Origin of the sequence: Proteus sp. fly-1089 (genome assembly GCF_040138965.1) — a bacterium.
GTDB lineage: Bacteria > Pseudomonadota > Gammaproteobacteria > Enterobacterales > Enterobacteriaceae > Proteus > Proteus vulgaris_B.
On record NZ_JBEETS010000004.1, the window covers coordinates 122,841 to 145,915 of the forward strand.

Here is a 23,075-nt window from a genome sequence, read left to right on the forward strand (position 1 = left end):
CTTATCAGAGATAAAGGCTAAACCTTTCCGCTAGGGGAAGGTCAAGGGGGAATTTTGAATATTAGTGAAATCGCAAATAAAACAGGATTAACAGCTAAAGCCATTCGGTTTTATGAAGAAAAAGACTTGATTACACCCCCAGGAAGAGGTGAAAACGGCTATCGCTATTATCAGGCGCAACATATTGAAGAATTAACATTATTGCGACAAGCCAGAGAGGTTGGTTTTAACCTAGAAGAGTGTCGTGCATTATTAATGTTATTAAGAAATCCATCACGACATAGCGCTGATGTGAAAGAAGCGACCTTAAAAAAGGTGGCTGAAATTGAGAAGACGATTAATGAACTTAACGCAATTCGTCAACGTCTTCTCTTGTTAGCCAGCGAATGTCCTGGCGATGATGGTGCTGATTGCCCTATCATCAATCATTTGTCAGGGTGTTGCCACCATCAGAAGTAGTCGGTTTAAGTGGAATAACGTGTAAAGTAATGCCATCAATAGCAATCACTTCTACCTGATCACCCGCTTGTAATGGCGTGTCTGAATAAACACGCCAGCTACCATCTGCTAATTTTACACGGCTAAACCCATTTTCCGTATCTGATGATAAAACAGCATGAACACCAATCAATTGATGACTTTTCTGATTTAAGTTCTCAGCTTCTTTTGATTGTTTTCTGCGTTTAAGCCAAAGGTGCCAAAGTACAGCACTAATAACTGTTAATATCGCAAATAACACACCTTGAATAGGCCAGTTAATAGGTAGCACCCATGCGAGTAAAGAAACGCACAATGCTGCCATTCCTGACCATAAAAGGTATCCTGCTGTTCCTAGCATTTCTGCAATTAACAGCAAGCCACCAAGACAAAGCCAGAAAAGTGCGGGGTGGGCACTAATCCATTCAATCATCATTAATTACTCTTGTTACCAGAGTCATTCTTTTTGGTATTAAGGAGCTCTGAAATACCACCAATTGCGCCCATTAAATTACTAGCTTCTAGTGGCATCATCACAACTTTACTGTTGTTGGCTGAGCCAATTTGAGCGAGTGCATCTGTGTATTTTTGAGCAACAAAGTAGTTAATTGCCTGCATATCACCTTTAGCAATTGCTTCAGATACCATTTGTGTTGCTTTAGCTTCAGCTTCTGCAGCACGTTCACGGGCTTCTGCTTGTAAGAATGCAGATTGACGCTCACCTTCAGCTTTCAGAATTTGTCCTTGTTTCTCACCTTCAGCTTTTAAAATAGCGGCTTGACGAATACCTTCAGCTTCAAGAATGTCGGCACGTTTAGTACGTTCGGCTTTCATCTGAGCATTCATTGCAGAAATCAATTCTTTTGGTGGACGAACATCACGAATTTCAATACGGGTAATTTTGATACCCCAAGGATTGGTTGCATCATCCACAATGAGTAAAAGACGGCTATTGATTTGGTCACGTTGAGAAAGAATTTCATCAAGTTCCATTGAACCTAATACTGTACGGATATTCGTCAGTGTTAAGTTGATAATAGCAAGTTCTAGATTGTTAACTTCATAAGCCGCTTTAACTGGGTCGATTACTTGAATAAAGCAGACTGCATCGATGCTGACGTTGGCGTTATCACGAGAGATCACTTCTTGAGATGGAATATCAAGTACTTGTTCCATCATATTAATACGGCGACCAATACGATCGACAAAAGGAATAAGAATTTGAAGTCCTGGAGTGAGTGTTCGTGTGTAACGACCAAAACGTTCGACAGTCCACTGATAACCCTGTGGAACGGTTTTAACACCACTTAAAACCAAAATAATAGCGAATAAGATGATAATACCAATGACTATTTCCATATATCTGTCCTGAGTCTGCTTTTATAAGAAAATAAAACTAATAAAGTAAAGAATACACCATACGGCGATATTTAGACGCTAAATTATCATTAGTACCTAAGGCAGATAAAATATCCATCAGTGTTTTCTTAACTTGCCCATCACCTGCATTTAAGTCTTTTTTGATAAAACCAAATAGTAATTCTAATGCTTCTTCATTACGGGCAACTTCATGCAATTTTAGTGAAAGTTGAATAGCAAGATCGGTATTTGCAGGTTGTTGGTTAAAATCATTTTGTAATTGCTGAATTTCTGGAGTATCAGCTGCTTGTTTTTGTAATTCAATTTGTGACAGTAAGCTATGATAATAACTGTCTTGATCTTGTAATGGGATAGTGCTTAACAGTGTTTGTGCCTCTTCATTTTTATTTAAAGAAATAAGAGCACCCGCTAAAGCTAGCGTAATTTCACTGTTTTTAGGCGCGAGTTGATGTGCTTCTTTTAATAAAGGTAAAGCTTCATCCGCTTTTCCTTCTGAAAGAAGTTGCGCTGCTTGAGCCGCTTTTAGCTCTTCAGGTTTTGGTAATACATTGGCTAAAACTTGGCGGACTGCTTCTTCAGGTTGAGGGCCTTGGAAACCATCGACAGGGCGGCCTTCTTGCAAAATATAAACAGTTGGGATCGCACGTAGGCCAAATTGTGAGGCAATCATTTGTTCTGCATCGCAATCCAATTTGGCTAAAATAAATTGATCAGCAAATTCGGCTGCCAGTTTATCTAATGTTGCGCCAAGTTCTGCACAATGAGGGCTATGTTCTGAATAGAAATACATCATGACGGGTTTGGTCATGGACTGTTCTATAACTTGTTGAATATTTGATTCATTTACATCAACAATATGTGCAGTTGCTAACATTAACTTGTCCCTTTTTGAGTGTTTTAAATATAGATGCGATTTATAACGCTATTTCATTAATAAGTAAGGGTGAAACCAAAAAAATCAAGCCTTACCACTTTGGCGACTTAAAATTGCATCCATCAAGGTATCAGGTAGAAAACGTTTTAATATTCTGACAGCATAAGTTAATAGCGTTACGGGATAACGTATCTTAGGTTTTGGGTTTTCTAAAGCGTGGATAAGCTTTTTCACTACATCTTCAGGTGTTAATGTGAAACGACTCGCAATCCCTGGGTTTTTTACGGGTTTATCTTTCTCAGCTTGGTTCACATTTTCTGTAAAGCAGGTTCGTATCGGGCCTGGCTCAATTAAACTGACTTTAACACCCGTATGTGCGATTTCCATTCTTAGTGCATCAGACCACGCTTCTACAGCATATTTACTGGCTGCGTAGGCACCCCGACCCGGCGTTGAAATAATGCCCATCACTGAGCTCGTTTGAATAATTCGCCCTTCACCGTGGGGTAACATTGCAGGCAAGAGTAAGGTAGTGAGTTGGTGTAAGCCAAAAAAGTTCGTCGAGAACTGTTTCTCCATTTGTTGGCGAGTAATGGCATCTAGTGGACCATAAACACCAAACCCACCGTTATTAAATAATCCATATAAACGACCATTTGTTAGATGAATAACCTCTAGAGCGGCATTTTCAACACTTTCTGCATCATCAAGATCAAGATAAATAGGTTCTAATCCCAGTGTTTCCATGCGTTTAAGATCTTCATCTTTACGGCAAGCTGCAAGGACTCGATAGCCTCTTTTCTTAAGCGCTTTAGCTGCACAAAGCCCTATTCCACTAGAACTTCCTGTAATCAATACCGTTTTTTGCATAATTTTACAATTAATCTCGTTTAATCTACGTTAACTACTGTCAGAATAGTCTAACGTGTTAAGTAAGGGGATAATGTTCTATCCATCCATTGCGCAATAAAAGGCTGAGCATCTTCATTGGGATGTATACTGTCGTTTTGCATCCACTCAGGCTTATCTGCGATTTGCTCCATATAAAAAGGAAGCAGAGGAAGTGCATTCTCTTCAGCAAGTTTAGGATAAATCGCTGAAAAGGATTGTGTATAACGTTTACCATAATTAGGTGAAATCATTATTTGCATAAAAAGTGGGGTTGCGCCCGACGCTTTAACTTGTGTAATGATGTTTTGTAACGCGTCTTTTGTTTGTGCAACAGGGTATCCCTGTAAGCCATCATTTGCACCTAATTCAATTAAAACCCAACGTGGTTGATGCTGTTTTAATAAATCAGGCAGTCTATTTTGACCCTGAAATGCAGTTTCACCACTGATACTTGCATTAATAACATTAATTTCAGGGTGAGTTGTTTTCCATTTATCAGCAAGGCGCTGTGGCCATGCACTCTCAAGAGGAAGACGATAACCTGCACTCAAGCTGTCACCAAAGATTAAAAAGGTATCAGCAGCAATCGCCTTAAAGCTAAGCATCATCATAACGATAAGGAAAAATGTATGTCGACGGAAAAGGTTCTTGAAGTTCATCAGTTAACCAAACAAGTAGGACAAGGTGATAGTCAGATCTCTATATTGCAGGGTGTTGAGTTAGTTGTCGAGCCTGCACAAACAATTGCGTTAATTGGTGAGTCAGGATCGGGTAAATCGACATTGTTAGGGATCATTGCCGGACTTGATGATGGAAGCGCTGGCAGTGTGAAATTAATGGGGCAAGATCTCACAAATATGGATGAAGAAGCGCGTGCAAAGTTGCGTGCTCAGCATGTTGGGTTTGTTTTTCAATCCTTTATGTTAATTCCGACATTGAATGCACTCGAAAATGTGCAATTGCCCGCATTATTAAAAGGTGAGTCCGAAAAACACAGTTATTCTCGTGCGGTAGATTTACTTAAGCTGTTAGGATTAGGGGAACGCTTGCACCATATGCCAGCACAACTATCGGGTGGTGAACAACAACGTGTGGCACTGGCTAGAGCGTTTTGTACTCAACCTGCTATTCTTTTTGCTGATGAACCAACAGGAAATTTAGATCGTAAAACAGGAGATAAAATTGCTGATCTACTGTTTTCCCTCAATCGAGATTATGCAACAACATTGATTTTAGTGACTCATGACAATGAGCTTGCCGCTCGTTGTCAGCGACGTTTACGATTAGTTGATGGACAACTTAAGGAGGAGTCATGATTTGGCGTTGGTTCTGGCGTGAATGGCGTTCTCCTGCATTATTAATTGTTTGGCTTTCTTTAGCACTTGCGGTCGCTTGTGTACTTGCTTTAGGACGCATAGGTGATCGTATTGATAAAAGCATTTATGCCCAAAGTCGAGACTTAATCGCGGGCGATTTAGTACTACGAGCATCTTATCCCGTTGATGAAAACTGGCTTGCTGAGGCGAAAAAAATGGGGTTAACGCTCAGTCGCCAAATGCAATTTACTACAATGTCTTATGCTCCAGAAGGAGATACACCACAGCTTGCATTAGTTAAAGCTACTGATAATTTATATCCACTTTATGGTGAATTAGAAACAGAACCTGCGGGTTTGAAACCAGAAAAAGGAACTGCGCTTGTTGGCGCCAGATTACTGGAGCTGTTGGATATAAAAGTCGGTGATAAAATTGATGTAGGTGACGCTACATTTACAATCAGTGGTGTATTAATTCAAGAGCCTGATAGTGGTTTCAATCCCTTCCAAATAGCGCCACGTATTTTAATTAATATTGATGATGTTGAATCAACCGGTGCAGTACAACCGGGGAGTCGCCTAACTTATCGCTATATGTTAGCGGGTAATGAGTCAGTAATTGATAGTTATCAACAACGCTTTGATCCTCTATTAAAACCCGATCAGCGTTGGAATAGTTTAAAACAAGACAGCGGTGCGCTTTCACAATCGATGGAAAGAGCAAAGAACTTTCTTCTACTCTCAGCCCTGTTAACGTTACTGCTCGCAATATCGGCAGTAGCGGTTTCAATGGCACACTATTGTCGTAGCCGCCATACCTTAATTGCGGTACTAAAAACCTTAGGTGCAGATAAACACGCATTGCGGAAATGGATAGTAGGGCAATGGGGCGTTATTCTTATCGGAGCCGTTATTGTTGGTTCATTGGCGGGACTTCTCTTTGAAAGCATTCTGCTACAAATTTTAGCTCCTGTTTTGCCTAAACGTTTGCCTGATGCGAGTTTTTTACCGTGGTTTTGGTCCGTGGGCTCTTTATTGTTAATCGCCTTATTAACAGGATTAAGGCCTTACTATCAGTTAATGGCAACCCAACCTTCTCGTGTATTAAGAAGCGATACCACAGCATCGATCTGGCCTCTGCGTTTTTATTTACCACTCGTAGCATTAATTGTTATCGGTACTTTAACGCTTTTTGCCGGAACTGGGGTTTTATTGTGGTCAATTCTATTTGGTATCGTTGTTATCGCTTTTTTACTGGGTGTTATTGGTTGGCTTGGATTGTGGATATTAAAGCAGTTCAAATTTCGCCAACTTAGTGCTCGGTTAGCAGTAACTCGCTTGTTGCGACAGCCTTTTCAAACCATGACTCAACTGGCTGCTTTTGCACTTTCATTTATGTTGCTAACGCTATTGGTGCTGATCCAAGGTGATTTGTTAGATAAATGGCAAAAACAGCTACCAGAAGATAGTCCTAATTATTTCCTGATTAATATGTCCGCACCTCAAGTCCAAGAAGTTAACACCTTATTGGCACAACATAACGTCAAACCTACAGACGCCTATCCTGTAGTATTAGCGCGCTTAACGCAGATTAATGAGAATAATGCCAAAGAGTGGGCTGATAAACGTGATGCTGGTAATAACACAGTGCGCCGTGAGCTTAATTTAACGTGGCACAGTGAGTTGCCTAAAGATAATGTGATTGTAGAAGGAACATGGCCACCTGTTGGTAATGGTGTTTCTCTTGATCAAGGTGTTGCCAAGCAACTTGAGATTAAACTGGGCGATGAATTAACTTTTGTGGGAGATACTCGAGAGTTTAAGTCAGTTGTGACGAGTATTCGCCATGTCGATTGGGAAAATATGCGCCCTAACTTCTTCTTTATTTTTTCTGAAGAAGGATTAAATAATCAACCAGAAAAATGGATGAGTAGTTTTTATTATAATGGAGATGGTGCATTAATTACGGCGCTTAATCGACAATTCCCGACCGTAAGCGTGTTAGACACAGGCGCATTAATTCAGCAAGTTCAACAAATTTTACAGCAAGTCAGTCGAGCATTGGAGATAATGGTTGGGTTGGTGATGATTTGTGGCGCATTATTATTAATTGCCCAAATTCAAGTAGGAATGACGCAACGGCGTATTGAGCTGGTGGTTTACCGCACATTGGGAGCTGGTAAATTATTATTACGACGTACACTTTGGGCGGAGTTTGCTTTATTGGGCTTAATGGCAGGTTTAGCCGCAGCAATTGGCGCTGAAATGGCATTAGGTCTATTGCAGAAATTTGTATTTAATTTTTCTTGGCAACCTCAATGGGGAATGTGGTTTACTGTACCTATTATCGCGGCACTTTTATTATCGCTGTGTGGCAGTATGTTAGGTGTAAGGCTTTTGCAAGATAAAGGGCAATATCGCCGAATTCAAGGTGAGTAGTGAAAAGAAACAAGAGCTATAAATAGAGTTAAATAAAAATGCTGATATCATTAAATATCAGCATTTTTTTATGGAAAAAATAAAGAATTATTCTTTTATAACATAAGCATAAATACGCTTACTACCATCATCTTCATTATAAATATAAACACCTTGAAGCTCCGTTGAAAAACCAGGAAGTTGGTTAATAGTGACTTCAAGGGCTTGGAAATAACGTAACACCGCACCTCCCCAAATTTCACCGGGAACTGTGCATAAAACACCCGGCGGATAAGGTAAAGCCCCTTCAGCAGCAATTCTGCCATCTAATTGACTTAAAGGTAAAAACTCTACATTGCCACGTACAAATTCAATATTAGCTTGTTGAGGGCTTAGCGCTCGCTTAGGGAAATGATTTTTCCTAAACATTTGTTTTTGCAGTAACTTGATATTGTATTTGATACAAATATCATGCATTTCCTGACAGAGTTGACGCAATGTATAACCCTGATAACGAGATTGATAACGACGACAGATAGAAGGTAATACCTGTTCTAATTGGGAGTCATCAATTAGCAGTTTTTCAAATCTTATAATTAATGAAATTAAGCGCTCAAATTTATCATTATGCTCTGCGGGTGTGAGCAAAAATAAAATAGAATTTAAATCGCTTTTTTCAGGAATAACGCCATGTTCCCGTAAATAGTTTGCCAAAATAGATGCTGGCACACCAAAGGGCTCGTATTCTCCAGTATGAGGATCGATCCCCGGTGTTGTAAGCATTAATTTGCAAGGATCAACAAAATATTGATTGGTGGCATAACCTTCAAATGAGTGCCAATTATCATTAGGAATAAAGTTGAAAAAGCGTTGATCGTGAGCGATTTCATCTGTGTTGTGATCTTGCCAAGCAATGCCATCAACAACTTCAGGAATAAATGGCTTAATAAATTGGCACTGTCTTAGTAAGGATTTACGAGCCTCAATACCTTGTTTTACACAATTCATCCACATTGCTTCACCGCTTTTGCCCGAATGCATCTTTGCGTTGACATCAAGAGCGGCAAAAAGTGGGTAAAAAGGGCTGGTGGATGCATGCATCATAAAGGCATTATTCATACGCTTATGATTAACATATCGAGATTGTCCTTTGATATGTGCATCTTTTTTATGGATCTGAGAGGTTTGTGAAAAGCCGGCTAGTTGCTTATGAACAGATTGAGTGACGAGAATACCGGGATCGTTTTCATTAAGCGCCAGCAACAAAGGCGAACACTGTTTCATCATTGGGATAAACTGTTCATAACCGACCCAAGCGGAATCAAATAAAATGTAATCACAAAGATGACCAATTTTATCAACCACTTGTCTTGCATTGTAAATAGTGCCGTCATAAGTGCCTAGTTGAATAACGGCTAAACGAAAAGGACGCTTATCGAATTGGCGTTCAGGTGTAATCTCTGCAATTTGTTGGCGTAAATAACTCTCTTCAAAGCAATGCGCATCAATACCACCGATAAAACCAAAAGGGTTGCGAGCTGTTTCTAAATAAATAGGGGTTGCACCTGCTTGAATAAGTGCACCATGGTGATTGGATTTATGATTATTTCTATCAAATAACACTAAATCATTTGGTGCCAGTAATGCATTTAAGGCAACTTTATTCGAAGAGGAAGTTCCATTTAAGACAAAATAGGTTTTATCTGCATTAAACACTTGTGCTGCAAAGGATTGTGCATCGTAGGGTGCACCTTCATGAATAAGTAAATCCCCCATTTCCACATCAGCATTACAGAGATCAGATCGAAATAGATTCTCACCAAAATATTGATAAAACTGCTCACCAGCAGGATGGCGTCGGAAAAACTCGCCACCTTGATGTCCAGGGCAATCAAAAGCAACATTTTTTTCGGCAACATAATTGACTAAGCGTGAGAAAAACGGTGTAGTCAAATTTTCTTCATATTGATGAGCTGCTTTATTGATCAAAATACTATTCTTTTGATATGCACTTTCATCTGTAATGACAATACCTGAAACTTGATTAAGCAAGTCAGCACCGATGGTATCGTTAAGATCAACAGCAATAAAGACAGGTAATTCAAAGCCTGTTTGTTGAATACGCGCTAATTCACCTGACTCAATATCTGGCAATGATAATATTACCGCTGATACTTGTGTTAAATTTGCATCAACAATATCAATAATAGGGCGTTCACACGAAAAATAGTGTGAAAGCGAGAGGCGACATGCCAACTTCATTTTTTTCATTACACACACTTGTGTTTAATCAATCGGAGAATTGGCGAACAATATACTTGGTTGTGAATATGATTGGAATGGATTAAAACAATAAGATTAACAATTTTATGCATAATAAATGCATAGATTACCATTGATAGTGATTGGTAAATGGATAAGTTTATAAGAGGCTAAACTTATCCATTTCTATTATTGTGGGATAGAAGATGATTTTTCGATATAGATTGTTTGAGATGGGAATGCAAAGTCAGCACCATGTTTATGCACAATCTCAATTATCTTCAAATAGACTTCTTGCTGAGCTTCAAGCCACTGTGCCCAGACGGTTGTTTTGGTAAAACAATACACCATGATATTGAGTGAAGAGTCTGCGAATTGATTAAAATAGACTAGCAAAGTTTGTTGCGTATCAATTTTGTCATTTTGCATTAGCATGGTGCGAATATCTTCAACGATCACACCAATTTTATCTGAATCTTCGTAACGTAAACCGAGTTCAGTTTCAATACGTCGATTAGTCATTCGTCCCGGATTTTCAACACTAATGGAGGAAAAAATTGAGTTAGGAATATAAAGTGGTCGATGGTCGAAGGTAATAATTTTAGTAATGCGCCAACCTATTTCTACTACCGTACCTTCAATATTACGATCAGGTGAGCGCACCCAGTCACCAATATTAAAAGGGCGATCGAAATAAAGCATAACCCCAGAAAAAAGGTTACTGAGCACATCTTTACTTGCCATACCAATGGCAATACCACCTAATCCGCCAAAAGTCATTAAGCCAGATAAGCTCATACCAAAATGTTCACCAAACAATAAGATGATGATGACAAAAAGGCTGATTTTAAATATCCGAGAAATAATACGGGCAGAGGTGGGATCACTACCTTTTTGGATCTGTGATTGCTCTAGTCTATTAATAAGTAAGAAAAACTTACGCATTAAAACTAAGGCGATACCAACGTAAGTAAAGAAATTAATCATCCTAAAAGAGATAAAATGGAGATTAAAATCAACAACAGCCATTTCACAGTATTGGCTTAAGATGATCACTAAACTACAAAGGAAGATGGCTTGGCTAATATGAATAATAATATTTCTACGACGTTTTTTCTTTTTGTCATGAAAAAGAGAGACGGCGACAAAGCCAACAAAACAGGCTAAAGCAATCCCTACACCTATTGAGTATTTTATTATTAATGCATCATTCATCAGCTTAACATCTCCTTAGAAAATGCGTTTGTATAATACAAAATCTATTACCATGTTTATTCAATCGCTATTTTTTGTGTTCACTAGCATGCTGAAATTTAGGGTAAGTCGGTGGTTTCATAAAGAGTGTTATCGCTAGGATCAATAGTACAGGTACAGTTAAAATTAAGAATGCAGGAGTAAAACTTCCTGATATATCTTTTATTGCACCCGCAAAGAACGGCGCTAAACAAGCAAGTGTCGAAATTAAATTCATGACTGAAAATAGTTCAAGGTAAGGAGAGCGACCAAAGTAGTTAGCCAGTAATATACTTGATGCTAAAAAGGTCATACCATAGCCGATACCAACACAAACCGTAAACAGGATCAGGTAAACCCAAGAGTTTGCCATACTGAGTGCTAACAGCCCAATAATGATAATACTTAAACTAGCGATAAGTAATTTTTTAGGTTCTAGCCATTCACCAATTGCGCCGCCGGCTAAGCGTGAGAAAGCGTTGATAAATGCCATGCTACTTAATAAGGTCGCGGCAATGGTTTCACCAAAGCCATTTTCAATAATATGAGCAACAGCAAAACTATTAACGGTAATACCGCACCATAAAAAAGCAGTATAAGTGGCAGCGATAACATAAAATTGCCATGTTCTCAAAGCATGGCGTGCCGTCCAAATTTCTTTGGTTTGATAGATGCGTTTTGTGCTTTGGAGTTGGCTAATTCTTTTGGCATGCTCTTGCTCTTTACTTCCTTCTCGTAAAAAGAGAATAGTGAAAAGAGTAATAACGGTAAGCGTGATCGCTGAAATAAGCCAATGCATACGCCATGTATGCCATAAATGCGTGGCTAAAAAGTAGATCCAAGGCCCCGCCACACCACCTAATCCGCCAATAGTAAAATAAACACCGAAGGCAAAAGATTGTTTTTCGAATAAGCGAGAAATTACATAAGTCCCGGGTACTGTTGCAAGTAAGGTAAAACCAATACCTAATAGTGCTGTACCAAGGAAATATCGTGCAATGGTGTAGGTTTCATAAAGAAAATAAAAACCGCTAACGAAAATAATCAGTCCAATAAGAAGGGTAAAGCGAACACTTAATTTACGAATAAGTAAAGTGGGTAAAAAACTAGCAAGACCACAGGTTAATCCTAATAACGTAAAACCAAGGCCCGCTTGTGTCCAATTCCACTCTAGCTCACTTATCATGCTAGGAAGAACAACACCCAAAGATGTAAATGTGGTTGCGGTAGCTAAAAAATAGACCAAACCCAGTAATATCAGCATACTCCACTGATAAATGGGTCCAAAACTCTGTTGTGTGGCTTGCATCCTGACTCCATCAAACGGGTGCAGTAACCTGAATAATCAGGAGAAAATAGCGAATAACAGACCTCTTTAATCAAGGTCTGTTCATTTAAAGGCTATTATTCTCTAACTTTATGAGTCGGACTGCTAGCTTAATTTTTCTAAAGCCCATTGGATGGGTTTTTGATAGGTATCATCAAGCATAAGACTCAATGATTTAAGTGTGTCTTTCAGCGGTTGGTTATCACGATGAACAAGATTGAGATGACCCACTTTTCGCACAGGGCGAACTTCTTTTTCATACCAATGTAAATGCACTAAAGGTAATGAAAGCCATTGAGGATTGATATCAGTACCAATCAAATTAACCATCACTGCGAGTTGGCAAACTTCAGGTTTTGGCATAGGTAAATCTAAGATTGCACGTAAATGTAACTCAAATTGGCTAATTGAGGCGCCATTTTGTGTCCAATGTCCACTGTTATGAACTCGTGGTGCTAATTCGTTGATGAGTAATTTATTACCGACAATAAAACACTCCATCGCCATTACACCGACATAATTGAGTTTATCAAGAATAGATGTCAGCATTTTTTCTGCTGATTGTTGTAATTCTGGGGCAGGTGTTGGTAATGCAACACTCATACGTAAAATGCCATCTTGATGAAGGTTATGTGTTAAAGGATAAAATACACAATGACCTTTTTTATCTCTGGCTCCAACTAAGGACACTTCACCAGAAAAGGGAATACCTTGCTCAACAATGCATTCACCATAAATTTCAGCGGGTAATTGTTGTTCTTCACCAGGGTGAATTCGCCATTGTCCGCGGCCGTCATAACCACCAACACGACGTTTCACGATAATAAAATCACCTAGCTGAGAAAAAATATCAGGCCATTGTGTTGGCGATGTTAAGGTTTGCCAAGGTGCGGTTGCTAGGCTTAGTTCATCAAGAAGTTGTTTTTGAGGCAATCTATCTGCAAGTAAAGGGAAAATATCACGGTTAACAAAGTTAGTATGACGTTCTAATTCTTTTGTTAATGCCGTTTCTGGCCAACGTTCAATTTCTGCAGTAATAATGCTTTTTTGATAGGGAACAGCTTCAGGTTCTGCATCTAATCCTACAGGGTAAACAGCAATACCTAAAGGTTCACCTGCTTGTCTTAACATTCTACCTAATTGACCATTTCCAAGGACACAAACCGGTTTCATAGTGCCTCTCTTGGGTCTGGGTTATTTAATACATCGTCGGTTTGTGCTGTGCGCCATGCAGTCAGTGCGTCTAAAATAGCAGGAGAATGTAATGCCAAAATTTGAGCCGCTAATAAAGCTGCATTGGCAGCACCCGCTTTTCCAATCGCTAAGGTTCCTACTGGAATACCTTTTGGCATTTGTACGATTGAATAGAGGCTATCAACACCGCTTAATGCTGCACTTTGAACAGGAACACCGAATACTGGCACTAACGTTTTAGCTGCAAGCATTCCAGGTAAATGGGCTGCTCCTCCGGCACCAGCAATAATGACATCAAAGCCATTACTTTTTGCTTTTTCAGCAAAACTAAATAATTTATCAGGGGTGCGGTGTGCAGAGACAATCTCAACATGGTAAGGAATGTGTAGTGCATCTAATACATCAGCGGCATGAGACATGGTTGCCCAGTCACTTTTAGATCCCATAACAATGGCGATACGAGGAAAAGCGGTATTTAGACCAACGTGAGAAGACATTACTTAACTGCTCCTGTAAGTATAAACGGATATAGCCTAATAAATTGAGAATGATAGTATCACGCTAACACGCCAAGGAAAACGTTTGCGTAAAGAAAAAAAAGACTTTTTATAGAGAAAATAAGTGAAACAACTTAAAAGGGAAAATGGATCAGTTCTATTTTTTCAGCGGTGACTTTAAACATAGAACCTTCGGTATGCCAAGCACCCAATACACCACGATAGTGTGTTTTTCCTTCAATATGGACAGTATGAACAGCCGGTCGGTGTGTATGTCCGTGGATCATCCATTGTGTATTGAAGTGTTTAAAGGTATTAATCACCGCTTGTGGGTTAACATCCATAATTGCATCTGATTTATATTGGTTTTCATGCTGGCTACGAGAGCGCATTTTATTGGCAATTCTTAGTCGAACAAACAGAGGCAGTAATAAGAATAGGCGCTGTATAAATTTATTATGCACTTTTTTACGGTAACGTTGATAAGCCTCATCATCTGTACAAAGTGTATCACCATGTAAAATCAAGATATGATGTTGATAAATTTTGAGCACTTTTTCTTGAGGAAGTAGAGTGATACCACTCTCTTTTGCAAAACGAGAGCCAATTAAAAAATCACGATTTCCATGAATAAAATAACAGGGAATACCCGCATTTTTTAGTGTCATTAGCGCTTGAGCAATTTGTTGATGTAAAGGATTAGGATCATCATCACCTATCCAAAAATCAAAAAAATCGCCTAAGATATAGAGCGCTTTAGCGTGAATGGCTTGCTCTTTTAGAAAGCGAAGAAAACCGGCAGTGATTGCCGGTTCATGTTCACTTAAATGCAGGTCTGCAATAAAAAGCGTACACATAAAGAGTAATGCTTATTCGCTAACCGTTACACTTTTAATGATGATATCTTCACGAGGAACATCTTGGTGGAAACCGCTACGACCTGTAGAAACCGCTTTAATTTTGTCGACAACATCCATTCCTTCAACAACTTCAGCGAAGACACAATATCCCCAACCATTCGCATTTTCAGCACGGAAGTTTAAGAAATCGTTATCTGCAACGTTAATAAAGAATTGTGCAGTCGCGGAATGTGGATCGTTAGTACGAGCCATCGCTAATGTACCACGATTATTTGCAAGTCCATTGTTTGCTTCGTTTCTAACAGGTGCTTTGGTTGCTTTTTGGTTCATACCAGGTTCAAAACCACCACCTTGGATCATAAAGCCATTGATGACACGGTGGAAGATAGTGTTATCGTAGAATCCTTCTTTACAGTAGTCTAAAAAATTTTCTACGGTTGCAGGCGCTTTGTCTGCAAATGTATTAATCACGATATCGCCGTAATTGGTATGAAAAGTAACCATATTTAGATCCTAATATAATTTTAGCTTTACCCAGATTTGGGCATAAACAATAGTCCCGTTTTTTATATCACAGTTGCCTTATTTAGTCAGTATTCATCTTTTTTTTGCCCGGTTTTTCTAATTAAACAGGCGTACAAAATAGAGAAAACACATTTTTCGCCAAAATTTAGCTCAATAACAGAAGTTTGATTGTTCACTATCAAGGATAGAACAGTGAAAATAAGGATTAAGCAGAGTAATATATTAGCGCAGATCTTGAGTTTGCTTTGTCTCCAAGATCCAATATCCTAATTAATATCGTGCTATAGTAGTCGTTATTTTCTTTTATATAAAAACGTAATAAACACGTACAGTTGAAAACGGGAACGTCCACCGATGCTAAAGATTTTTAATACTCTCACTCGCCAAAAAGAAGAATTTAAACCTATCCATGCAGGGAAAATAGGTATGTACGTGTGTGGCATCACTATTTATGACCTGTGTCATATTGGTCATGGACGTACGTTTGTGGCTTTTGATGCCATAACCCGTTATCTGCGTTATTTAGGTTATGATGTTAATTATGTGCGTAACGTAACGGATGTGGATGATAAAATCATCAAACGTGCGATCGAGAATAATGAAACATGTGAGCAATTAACAACTCGTATGTTAGCTGAAATGCATAAAGATTTTGATGCATTAAATATTGCTCGTCCTGATTCAGAGCCTCGTGCGACACACCATATTGCTGAAATTATTGAATTAACGGAAACGTTAATCAAACGTGATCATGCTTATGTTGCTGAAAACGGTGACGTTATGTTTGCGATTGACACCGATCCTGATTATGGGTTGCTTTCTCGTCAAGATTTAGAACAACTGCAAGCAGGTGCTCGTGTTGAAGTGGCTAACGTGAAACGTAATCCTATGGACTTCGTTTTATGGAAAATGTCTAAGCCGGGTGAACCAAGTTGGGAGTCTCCATGGGGAGCGGGTCGTCCTGGTTGGCATATTGAATGTTCTGCAATGAACGGTAAAGAGTTAGGATGCCATTTTGATATTCATGGTGGTGGTTCAGATTTAATGTTCCCACACCATGAAAATGAGATTGCTCAATCAACGTGTGCTCATGATGGCCCATATGTAAATTATTGGATGCATTCCGGTATGGTGATGGTAGACAAAGAAAAAATGTCTAAGTCACTCAATAACTTTTTCACCATTCGTGATGTATTAGCTTATTACGATGCTGAAACGGTGCGTTATTTCTTATTATCTGGCCATTATCGTAGTCAGCTTAACTACACAGAAGAAAATCTAAAACAAGCACGTACCGCTTTAGAGCGTCTCTATACGTCATTACGTGGTACTGATGCTAATGCACAACCTACTGGTGGCGAAGCGTTTGAAGCACTGTTTATAGAAGCAATGAATGATGACTTCAATACACCAGAAGCGTATTCAGTATTATTTGATTTAGCGCGAGAAGTAAATCGCTTAAAAAGCGTGGATATGAATAAAGCTAACGGTTTAGCTGCGGTGCTACGCAAATTAGCTAAAGTATTAGGTCTGTTAGAGCAAGATCCTGAAGCCTTTTTACAAAGTAGTGCTAAAGCAGATGATGCTGGTGAAGTTGAAAAAATTGAAGCTTTAATTCAACAACGTAACGATGCACGTAAAAATAAAGATTGGGCTGCTGCTGATGTTGCGCGAGATGCATTAACAGCGATGGGAATTGTTTTAGAAGATGGCCCTAAAGGAACAACTTGGCGTCGTAATAATTAATATAATTAACGACTAATTACACATAACACGTGTTTTTATAAAAATATCGGATATTTATTATCCGATATTTTTTTTTGCTATTTATTATTTAATTTATTGGCTAATAATACGGGTTTCTCTTTCATTATCTTTTTGTTTATCTTTAAAATAATTTATGACATTCTCAGAAAAAAAGAGTCTATGAGTTAAGATAACTATAATAGAAAAAGCAACAAAACTAAATTCAGACATATTGGTTAATGACATCGAAACACTTAGTATAAAAAATAGCGAAATAGATAAACATACCCATGATATTTTTAAAAAAGAGTAAGCATTTTTACTGTTTCTTGCGAGTTTTATCCATGCAATAACTTGTATTATCATTGTGATAATCAGGCACAGCATAATAAATAGGCCCAGGAGTATCGTTTGACCACCGCCCATCGCCATTGCTAATAAATAAATGGGTGCCCCAGCAACCAATATAAACAAACTTATACCTAAAAATAGTACTGAAATAACTTGGATCCATAAAAGCACTATGGGCCTTTCCATAAATTCTCCTAAAAACAAAATAAGTTTTTATTAGCTTTAGAATATCTTTATTAACTTTTATTAAAGTGAAGTTTATCGAATAAATAGAAAAAATAAAGTTTGATTTAATAATAAATAAATGTTAATCAATTTAAGAGGCTCTATTTTAGAGTTTCTATAAACATGATATTAATATATTTAATTGAAGCAGTGGTAACTCTACTTAATATTATTCGATATACCACTGGTATTATTACTTATAATTTTAGAGGGGTTAATTTTACTTCTGCCATCATTTTTGCCAATTGTTCGCGGTCATGAATACCAACATTGGTCTGACTTACTGCAAGAGCAGAAACGGCAGTTGCAAGACGTAATGTATGCTCGCTAGTTTGTCTCATCATCAGTCCATAAATTAGGCCGCCAACCATAGAATCACCAGCACCTACGGTGCTGACAACATCACATTTAGGAGGTGTTGCCATCCATGCGCCAGATGCATTTACCCACATTGCACCTTGCTCACCTAATGAAATCACAACGTGAGCAATACCTTGTTGGCGTAATGCTTGTGCGGCTTGTACAACATCAGATAGTTCAGGTAAAGGCCTGCCAGCCCAAATTTCTAATTCATGATGATTAGGTTTAACAAGCCAAGGAGAGGCTTTTAATCCTGCGACAAAAGCATCTCGGCTACTGTCAAAGATCAAACACATGCATTCACTGCGTAAACGAGTCATCCATGCGGTGAAATCATTAAGATCAACGCTAGAAGGAACACTACCACTGACACAGATCATATCAAATTGACCAGCCCAGCTTAGTGTGTCATTCACGAAACGAGCCCAATCTTGTTTTGTAATTTCAAAACCAGAAAAATTAAAATCAGTAACTTTGCCATTAGGCTCAGTAAGTTTCACATTAATGCGAGTACGGCCTTCAACCATTTGAAAACGGTTTGCAATACCTGAATCACTAAACTCTTTTTGAAACCCATCTTGATTTTCTTTACCTAAAAACCCGCCAACAGTGACATCAACGCCGAGGCTTTTTAAGACTTTAGCAACGTTAATACCTTTACCTGCAGCATGAAAGCCTGCTGTTTTAACACGATTAACTTCACCAAGCTCAATAGGGTTACTTAAACCAACAAGATCATAAGCAGGGTTAAGTGTGATGGTCGCAACTCTGCGTTTCATGCTAGTTCCTTACCTTAAATAAAAGAATAGGCATCATTTTTTGCTGTTGTTCAGCAATGATAGAGATACCTTGAGTGGGTAGGCCGAGCATAAAATCTCCTGTTAGATGAAGGGCAAAAAAGATCTAAATATCATAAAATAACAACTAAGATTGCATCACTAAGCTGAATCGTTTCAAATTATAACGTATAATTTAGTACAAACAATGTTCTTTTACCTAATGAAAGTAGAAATAAATTAGATCTAAATCACATTTTAGTGCATTTAAACATGAATAAATGAGTAAAAAGTGTCAGCAAAAAAGTTTGTTGCTGAAGTTTTACAGTAATGGTTGAAAAGTGTTATTTTTATATAAAATAATGACTTACATGGTCTTTTTTTTCTATTTATTGATGAAATGTATAATGTGCTGAACACCTGAGAGAGATTATACCAAGAGATATGTCTAAAAATAATGATTTGAATTTAATTAAATTAAACTAAATTTATTATTTTTATTTTAATTCAATTGGTTATGCTTATCTCTTTTTTTAAAAGATGATTAAATAAGGAAAAGTAGAGGAAAAAAGAAGAAAAGTGTTTAAAAGAAAAAAAGTGCCACTTATTGTAGCAGCACTTTTTAATTTTAACTGATTTGCTGATTATTTGCTGACACTGACCGAGAACTCACCAAAGGTGACAACTTTCCCATCAACGATTTTACAACGTTTACGGGTTTCAACTACGCCATCGACGCTAACTAAGCCTTCAGCAATGACACTTTTAGCGGCAGCTCCGCTTTCAGTCCAACCTTGAAGTTTTAATAAATCACAAAGCTCGACATAGTCGTGCCCATCTAATTGAAATGTTTCCATTGACTAATTATTTCCTGTTTCAGGGTCGTGATACTCTTCACATGCTTGTAAAGTGTTTTGAATAAGAGTGGCGACTGTCATTGGACCGACACCACCAGGGACTGGCGAAATCCAACCTGCGCGTTGTGAAGCGACTTCAAATTCAACATCGCCAACCACTTTACCACTTTCAAGGCGGTTAATACCGACATCAATGACAATAGCACCTGGTTTGATCCATTCACCGGGGATAAAGTTAGGTTTACCTACCGCTACAACGACGAGATCAGCGTGTTCAACATGAAAACGCAAATCTTTAGTAAAACGATGAGTAACCGTTGTTGTACAGCCCGCAAGTAAGAGCTCTAGGCTCATTGGACGCCCCACAATATTTGACGCACCAATAATAACTGCGTTTAAACCATTCATAGGGATATCACAACGTTCTAGTAGTGTGACAATACCGCGAGGTGTACAAGGGCGTAATTTGGGTGCACGTTGACATAGGCGACCGACATTGTAGGGATGAAAACCATCCACATCTTTATCTGGACGAATACGTTCTAGTACTTTAACGTTATCAATTCCGGCCGGTAAGGGGAGTTGAACGAGAATACCATCAATGGTGTTATCTTCATTAAGCTGGTCGATAAGGTTTAATAAATCAGCTTCACTGGTAGTATCAGGTAAATCATAAGAACGAGAAATAAAACCAACTTCATCACAAGCTCGGCGTTTACTTCCGACATAAATCTGTGATGCTGGGTTATCACCCACTAAAATAACAGCTAAACCAGGTGCACGTTTTCCTGCATTAATACGTTGTTTTACTTTTTCGGCAACTTCGCTTCTGATGGTCTGCGCAATCGATTTCCCATCTATAATTCTTGCTGACATCTATACATCCAAATTATTCAATTACGGTATTGCTCTATTTTGTCAGATCAAGAGCAATCTGTCAGTCGAATACTTGCCATATTTTAACCATATAGTTTGATATCGTTGAAAAATCGTTGACTCTCAGAATGTTGAACGTATAATTCACACCCGTTATCAGCAGTGATTGCTGACGTCTAATCTCTTCTAGGCGCCCTTAGCTCAGTTGGATAGAGCAACGGCCTTCTAAGCCGTAGGTCACAGGTTCGAATCCTGTAGGGCGTACCATTTAAAATCAACATCTTACGCTAATTTTAATCCAACTTGGTTTTTGCTTTGTGTCGTATTTGTGTCGTTATTATTAAAAACGTCATCAATTTTACGTGCGTGCTCTGTCAAATGGTTTGGTGCCAAATGAGCATACCTTCTTACCATTTCTATACTTTCCCAGCCTCCCATTTCTTGTAATGCTGTTAGTGGTACGCCAGATTGAATTAACCAACTTGCCCAAGTATGCCTTAAGTCATGAAAGCGAAAGTTTTCGATACCAGCTCTTTTTAATCCAGCTCGCCAGCCGCTGTTATCATCAACTCTCATTTTTCTAACCTGGGGTGTCATGGTTCCATCAGGACGTTTTTTTGACTCCGTATGAACAAAGACATATCTTGAGTGTTTTCCGATCTGATCTCTTAAAACCTTACATGCTGTATCATTCAGAGCTATGCCAATTGCCTTACCGCCTTTGGCGTCCTCTGGATTGACCCATGCTACACGCCTTTGCATATCTACCTGTTGCCATTCTAGATTTATGATATTTGAGCGTCTCAATCCTGTAGCTAATGCAAATGTAACTATCGGCTTGATACTCTCTGGCATACAAAGGATTAATCTGCTTGCTTCATCCTTTGTTAACCAGCGTATACGCTTACTTAAAGGCTTGTTTGTCTTTATTGATGGACAAGTCTCCATCCATCGCCAATCATTAGTTGCAGTCCTTAGTAGTGATCTAATAAAAGATAGATACTGACTTCTTGTAGCTAAGCTAACTTGTTTAGGCGTATATTTTGGTGACTCTATACCTTTTTTTATAGCCACCTCTTTTCTTGTCTCCCATATTTGACGATGCTTTCTGTTTTCCATGCAAGAGACAGATTCGTATATTTCATCAGCAGTAATACTGGATATTGCTCTGCCTGAAAATTTCGTTAAAAAATATTCTATTTTTGTTTTGTCATCATCTAAGGTTTTTTTATTTTCCTTCTCTCTGATCCACCTAATACAGCATTCCTCAAATGTACGTTGAGGGAGCTCATCTAATTGCTCAGACCTCCATGACTCAGCCCTTAATTTGTCATACAGCTCCTGCGCTTGCTTCTTGTCTTTTGTGCCAAGAGATTTTCTAACTCTCTTCCCTGACGGTGTAAAGAAATGACAGTGCCATATTCCGTTTCTTTGTTTGATTGACATAATCTACCTCCATTTAGATTATCCTTGTTCGCATCATGAGTTTGCTCTGGGCTATTTATATAATCAAGCACTGCCGATCTTGTTGTTCTATAACCTCTGCCAACTTTTCTACCTCTTAGTTCTCCAGTAGAAATAAGATAGGCAACCGTTCTCGGGGTGGTTTTTAACTCTTTAGCAGCATCTGATGTATTCCATATTTCATCTTCCATTCTTCTCTTCCTTTTGCAGATTTCTGATGTATTGGCACATAACATCTTTGGTGTTGTACTTTGTGTGATTTAGAGGCTTAAACTTCGGTGTGTATTTATCGAGGATCTGAGTGGTTAGTTTGTCGTTGGGTATTCCGTGGCTTCTGAGTTCGATTAAGCATTCCTTTGCTATTTGTCTTCGTGCGTTTTCCATTGCCTGTGCATTCATAGTCTTTGCCTTTTATTTCTCATTATTACTCTGAGAGAATTGCGGCAATTTTCTATTTCAACGTTATAAATTGTATTTTTAATTTTAACTCTGTGATTTATTCGAAACCCTTTCTTGATTTTATCGTGGATATTTAAAGCTGCATTTATTGCCATCCTTTCTATATCACTAACATCACCATGAATTCTGATTTCCATAATTCACCTACGCTATTTTCCATTCATTTAATATTTGATTTGAGATGTTTAATTATTAAACTCGATAGCCTTTAACAGATATATTTCCATTTTTCTTTCTAACTATCCATACTTGCATATCATTAAGAGAATAAGCACATTCTTTATATTTAAGGTCAATGAAATTAGATAAGCACCAATGTGAGTATGTAATTAATTTAACATCATCTTTATTTTTAACTGTTGTTGTTATTCTCATTCTCCGCATCCTTCATTAATAAAAATAATTCCATAGCTTTACGATAAAAATTGTCATTGTAATTTTCTAATCCACTCCATACGCTTAGTTCTGGATGTTTTACACAGCTAACATCCCATGCTATTCCATCATGAGTTATAGATATGAAATTATCTTTAATAACTGGCATCGCATCGGCTGGGTTGTTACATGGGTCGAATACATCGTCATTAATAGTTACTCCGTACTGGTTATATTCAATCTCATACTCATATTCATCATCACCAAAAGCCTTTTTAGCAACTTTTTTATTAATCTCGAAATCAGATAGTTCGGTGTATTTATTCATTGATT

24 protein-coding genes and 1 tRNA gene are annotated in these 23,075 nt (G+C 38.3%); 5 read left to right on the forward strand and 20 right to left on the reverse strand.

What is annotated here, in order from left to right; translation table 11 throughout:
- Positions 1–54 precede the first annotated feature (54 nt).
- Entirely contained in the window at positions 55–459 is a 405-nt protein-coding gene (cueR, locus tag ABN080_RS10965; protein ID WP_072070124.1) for a Cu(I)-responsive transcriptional regulator, read from the forward strand.
- Here the strand turns inward: cueR and ABN080_RS10970 are convergent.
- From ABN080_RS10970 to tesA, 5 genes are all read right to left on the reverse strand, one after another.
- Positions 422–910, reverse strand: a complete 489-nt coding sequence (locus ABN080_RS10970) for an NfeD family protein (protein ID WP_196554031.1) — start codon at positions 908–910, stop codon at positions 422–424. The two genes, cueR and ABN080_RS10970, sit on opposite strands and share 38 nt — an antisense overlap.
- A 2-nt stretch (positions 911–912) precedes the next feature.
- On the reverse strand, positions 913–1,836 hold the full coding sequence (locus ABN080_RS10975; protein ID WP_349441033.1) for an SPFH domain-containing protein: 924 nt from the start codon (positions 1,834–1,836) through the stop codon (positions 913–915).
- A 37-nt stretch (positions 1,837–1,873) separates the two neighbouring features.
- Positions 1,874–2,731, reverse strand: coding sequence for a co-chaperone YbbN (locus ABN080_RS10980; RefSeq protein ID WP_349441034.1), 858 nt, complete (start codon positions 2,729–2,731; stop codon positions 1,874–1,876).
- An 84-nt stretch (positions 2,732–2,815) separates the two neighbouring features.
- Positions 2,816–3,601, reverse strand: coding sequence for an SDR family oxidoreductase (locus ABN080_RS10985; RefSeq protein WP_349441035.1), 786 nt, complete (start codon positions 3,599–3,601; stop codon positions 2,816–2,818).
- 50 nt (positions 3,602–3,651) lie between these two features.
- On the reverse strand, positions 3,652–4,281 hold the full coding sequence (tesA, locus tag ABN080_RS10990) for a multifunctional acyl-CoA thioesterase I/protease I/lysophospholipase L1 (protein WP_349441036.1): 630 nt from the start codon (positions 4,279–4,281) through the stop codon (positions 3,652–3,654).
- Here tesA and ybbA point away from each other — a divergent pair.
- Together ybbA and ybbP are read left to right on the forward strand one after the other, a co-directional pair.
- Positions 4,252–4,938, forward strand: a complete 687-nt coding sequence (ybbA, locus tag ABN080_RS10995; RefSeq protein WP_196553901.1) for a putative ABC transporter ATP-binding protein YbbA — start codon at positions 4,252–4,254, stop codon at positions 4,936–4,938. The two genes, tesA and ybbA, sit on opposite strands and share 30 nt — an antisense overlap.
- Positions 4,935–7,376 (forward strand): putative ABC transporter permease subunit YbbP, encoded by a 2,442-nt coding sequence (ybbP, locus tag ABN080_RS11000; protein WP_349441037.1) that lies wholly within the window; start codon positions 4,935–4,937, stop codon positions 7,374–7,376. Before ybbA ends, ybbP begins: the two co-directional genes overlap by 4 nt.
- An 87-nt stretch (positions 7,377–7,463) precedes the next feature.
- Here ybbP and ABN080_RS11005 read toward each other — a convergent pair whose 3' ends face one another.
- From ABN080_RS11005 to ppiB, 7 genes are all read right to left on the reverse strand, one after another.
- The gene (locus ABN080_RS11005) at positions 7,464–9,626 is read right to left on the reverse strand and encodes an ornithine decarboxylase (RefSeq protein WP_349441038.1); all 2,163 of its coding nucleotides are present in this window, start codon (positions 9,624–9,626) and stop codon (positions 7,464–7,466) included.
- Between the two features lie 180 nt (positions 9,627–9,806).
- On the reverse strand, positions 9,807–10,832 hold the full coding sequence (locus ABN080_RS11010; protein ID WP_349441039.1) for a mechanosensitive ion channel family protein: 1,026 nt from the start codon (positions 10,830–10,832) through the stop codon (positions 9,807–9,809).
- A 67-nt stretch (positions 10,833–10,899) separates the two neighbouring features.
- Positions 10,900–12,159, reverse strand: coding sequence for an MFS transporter (locus tag ABN080_RS11015; RefSeq protein ID WP_349441040.1), 1,260 nt, complete (start codon positions 12,157–12,159; stop codon positions 10,900–10,902).
- A 123-nt stretch (positions 12,160–12,282) separates the two neighbouring features.
- Positions 12,283–13,350 (reverse strand): 5-(carboxyamino)imidazole ribonucleotide synthase, encoded by a 1,068-nt coding sequence (gene purK / locus ABN080_RS11020; RefSeq protein WP_349441041.1) that lies wholly within the window; start codon positions 13,348–13,350, stop codon positions 12,283–12,285.
- A complete protein-coding gene (gene purE / locus ABN080_RS11025; RefSeq protein WP_349439725.1) occupies positions 13,347–13,868 on the reverse strand; it encodes a 5-(carboxyamino)imidazole ribonucleotide mutase in 522 nt (173 codons plus the stop codon). Before purE ends, purK begins: the two co-directional genes overlap by 4 nt.
- 134 nt (positions 13,869–14,002) lie before the next feature.
- Complete coding sequence (lpxH, locus tag ABN080_RS11030; RefSeq protein WP_349441042.1) at positions 14,003–14,725, reverse strand: UDP-2,3-diacylglucosamine diphosphatase; 723 nt, start codon at positions 14,723–14,725, stop codon at positions 14,003–14,005.
- A 12-nt stretch (positions 14,726–14,737) separates the two neighbouring features.
- Positions 14,738–15,232 carry a peptidylprolyl isomerase B gene (gene ppiB, locus ABN080_RS11035; RefSeq protein ID WP_036934689.1) on the reverse strand — a complete coding sequence of 165 codons (495 nt, stop codon included), beginning with the start codon at positions 15,230–15,232 and terminating at the stop codon, positions 14,738–14,740.
- A 375-nt stretch (positions 15,233–15,607) separates the two neighbouring features.
- Here ppiB and cysS point away from each other — a divergent pair, with 375 nt between their 5' ends.
- Positions 15,608–16,999: a cysteine--tRNA ligase gene (gene cysS, locus ABN080_RS11040; protein WP_349441043.1), complete on the forward strand. Its 1,392-nt coding sequence runs from the start codon at positions 15,608–15,610 to the stop codon at positions 16,997–16,999.
- Between the two features lie 93 nt (positions 17,000–17,092).
- Here cysS and ABN080_RS11045 read toward each other — a convergent pair whose 3' ends face one another.
- From ABN080_RS11045 to folD, 4 genes are all read right to left on the reverse strand, one after another.
- A complete protein-coding gene (locus tag ABN080_RS11045) occupies positions 17,093–17,536 on the reverse strand; it encodes a hypothetical protein (protein ID WP_349441044.1) in 444 nt (147 codons plus the stop codon).
- A gap of 236 nt (positions 17,537–17,772) precedes the next feature.
- Positions 17,773–18,714 (reverse strand): 1-phosphofructokinase, encoded by a 942-nt coding sequence (fruK, locus tag ABN080_RS11050; protein WP_072070111.1) that lies wholly within the window; start codon positions 18,712–18,714, stop codon positions 17,773–17,775.
- A 641-nt stretch (positions 18,715–19,355) separates the two neighbouring features.
- The gene (gene ybcJ / locus ABN080_RS11055; protein ID WP_072070110.1) at positions 19,356–19,568 is read right to left on the reverse strand and encodes a ribosome-associated protein YbcJ; all 213 of its coding nucleotides are present in this window, start codon (positions 19,566–19,568) and stop codon (positions 19,356–19,358) included.
- 3 nt (positions 19,569–19,571) lie between these two features.
- Positions 19,572–20,444 (reverse strand): bifunctional methylenetetrahydrofolate dehydrogenase/methenyltetrahydrofolate cyclohydrolase FolD, encoded by an 873-nt coding sequence (gene folD / locus ABN080_RS11060; RefSeq protein ID WP_196553908.1) that lies wholly within the window; start codon positions 20,442–20,444, stop codon positions 19,572–19,574.
- 190 nt (positions 20,445–20,634) lie between these two features.
- Here folD and ABN080_RS11065 point away from each other — a divergent pair.
- A tRNA-Arg gene (locus ABN080_RS11065) sits at positions 20,635–20,711 on the forward strand.
- A 15-nt stretch (positions 20,712–20,726) separates the two neighbouring features.
- Here ABN080_RS11065 and ABN080_RS11070 read toward each other — a convergent pair.
- The 4 genes from ABN080_RS11070 to ABN080_RS11085 all read right to left on the reverse strand — a co-directional run bounded on the left by ABN080_RS11070 (position 20,727) and on the right by ABN080_RS11085 (position 23,070).
- Positions 20,727–21,884, reverse strand: coding sequence for a tyrosine-type recombinase/integrase (locus tag ABN080_RS11070; protein WP_349441152.1), 1,158 nt, complete (start codon positions 21,882–21,884; stop codon positions 20,727–20,729).
- Positions 21,767–22,099: a helix-turn-helix domain-containing protein gene (locus tag ABN080_RS11075; RefSeq protein ID WP_349441045.1), complete on the reverse strand. Its 333-nt coding sequence runs from the start codon at positions 22,097–22,099 to the stop codon at positions 21,767–21,769. Before ABN080_RS11075 ends, ABN080_RS11070 begins: the two co-directional genes overlap by 118 nt.
- A 460-nt stretch (positions 22,100–22,559) precedes the next feature.
- Entirely contained in the window at positions 22,560–22,742 is a 183-nt protein-coding gene (locus tag ABN080_RS11080) for a hypothetical protein (protein ID WP_349441046.1), read from the reverse strand.
- Positions 22,720–23,070 carry a phage protein NinX family protein gene (locus ABN080_RS11085; protein ID WP_349441047.1) on the reverse strand — a complete coding sequence of 117 codons (351 nt, stop codon included), beginning with the start codon at positions 23,068–23,070 and terminating at the stop codon, positions 22,720–22,722. The genes ABN080_RS11080 and ABN080_RS11085 overlap by 23 nt, the downstream gene beginning before the upstream one ends.
- Between the last annotated feature and the right edge of the window lie 5 nt (positions 23,071–23,075).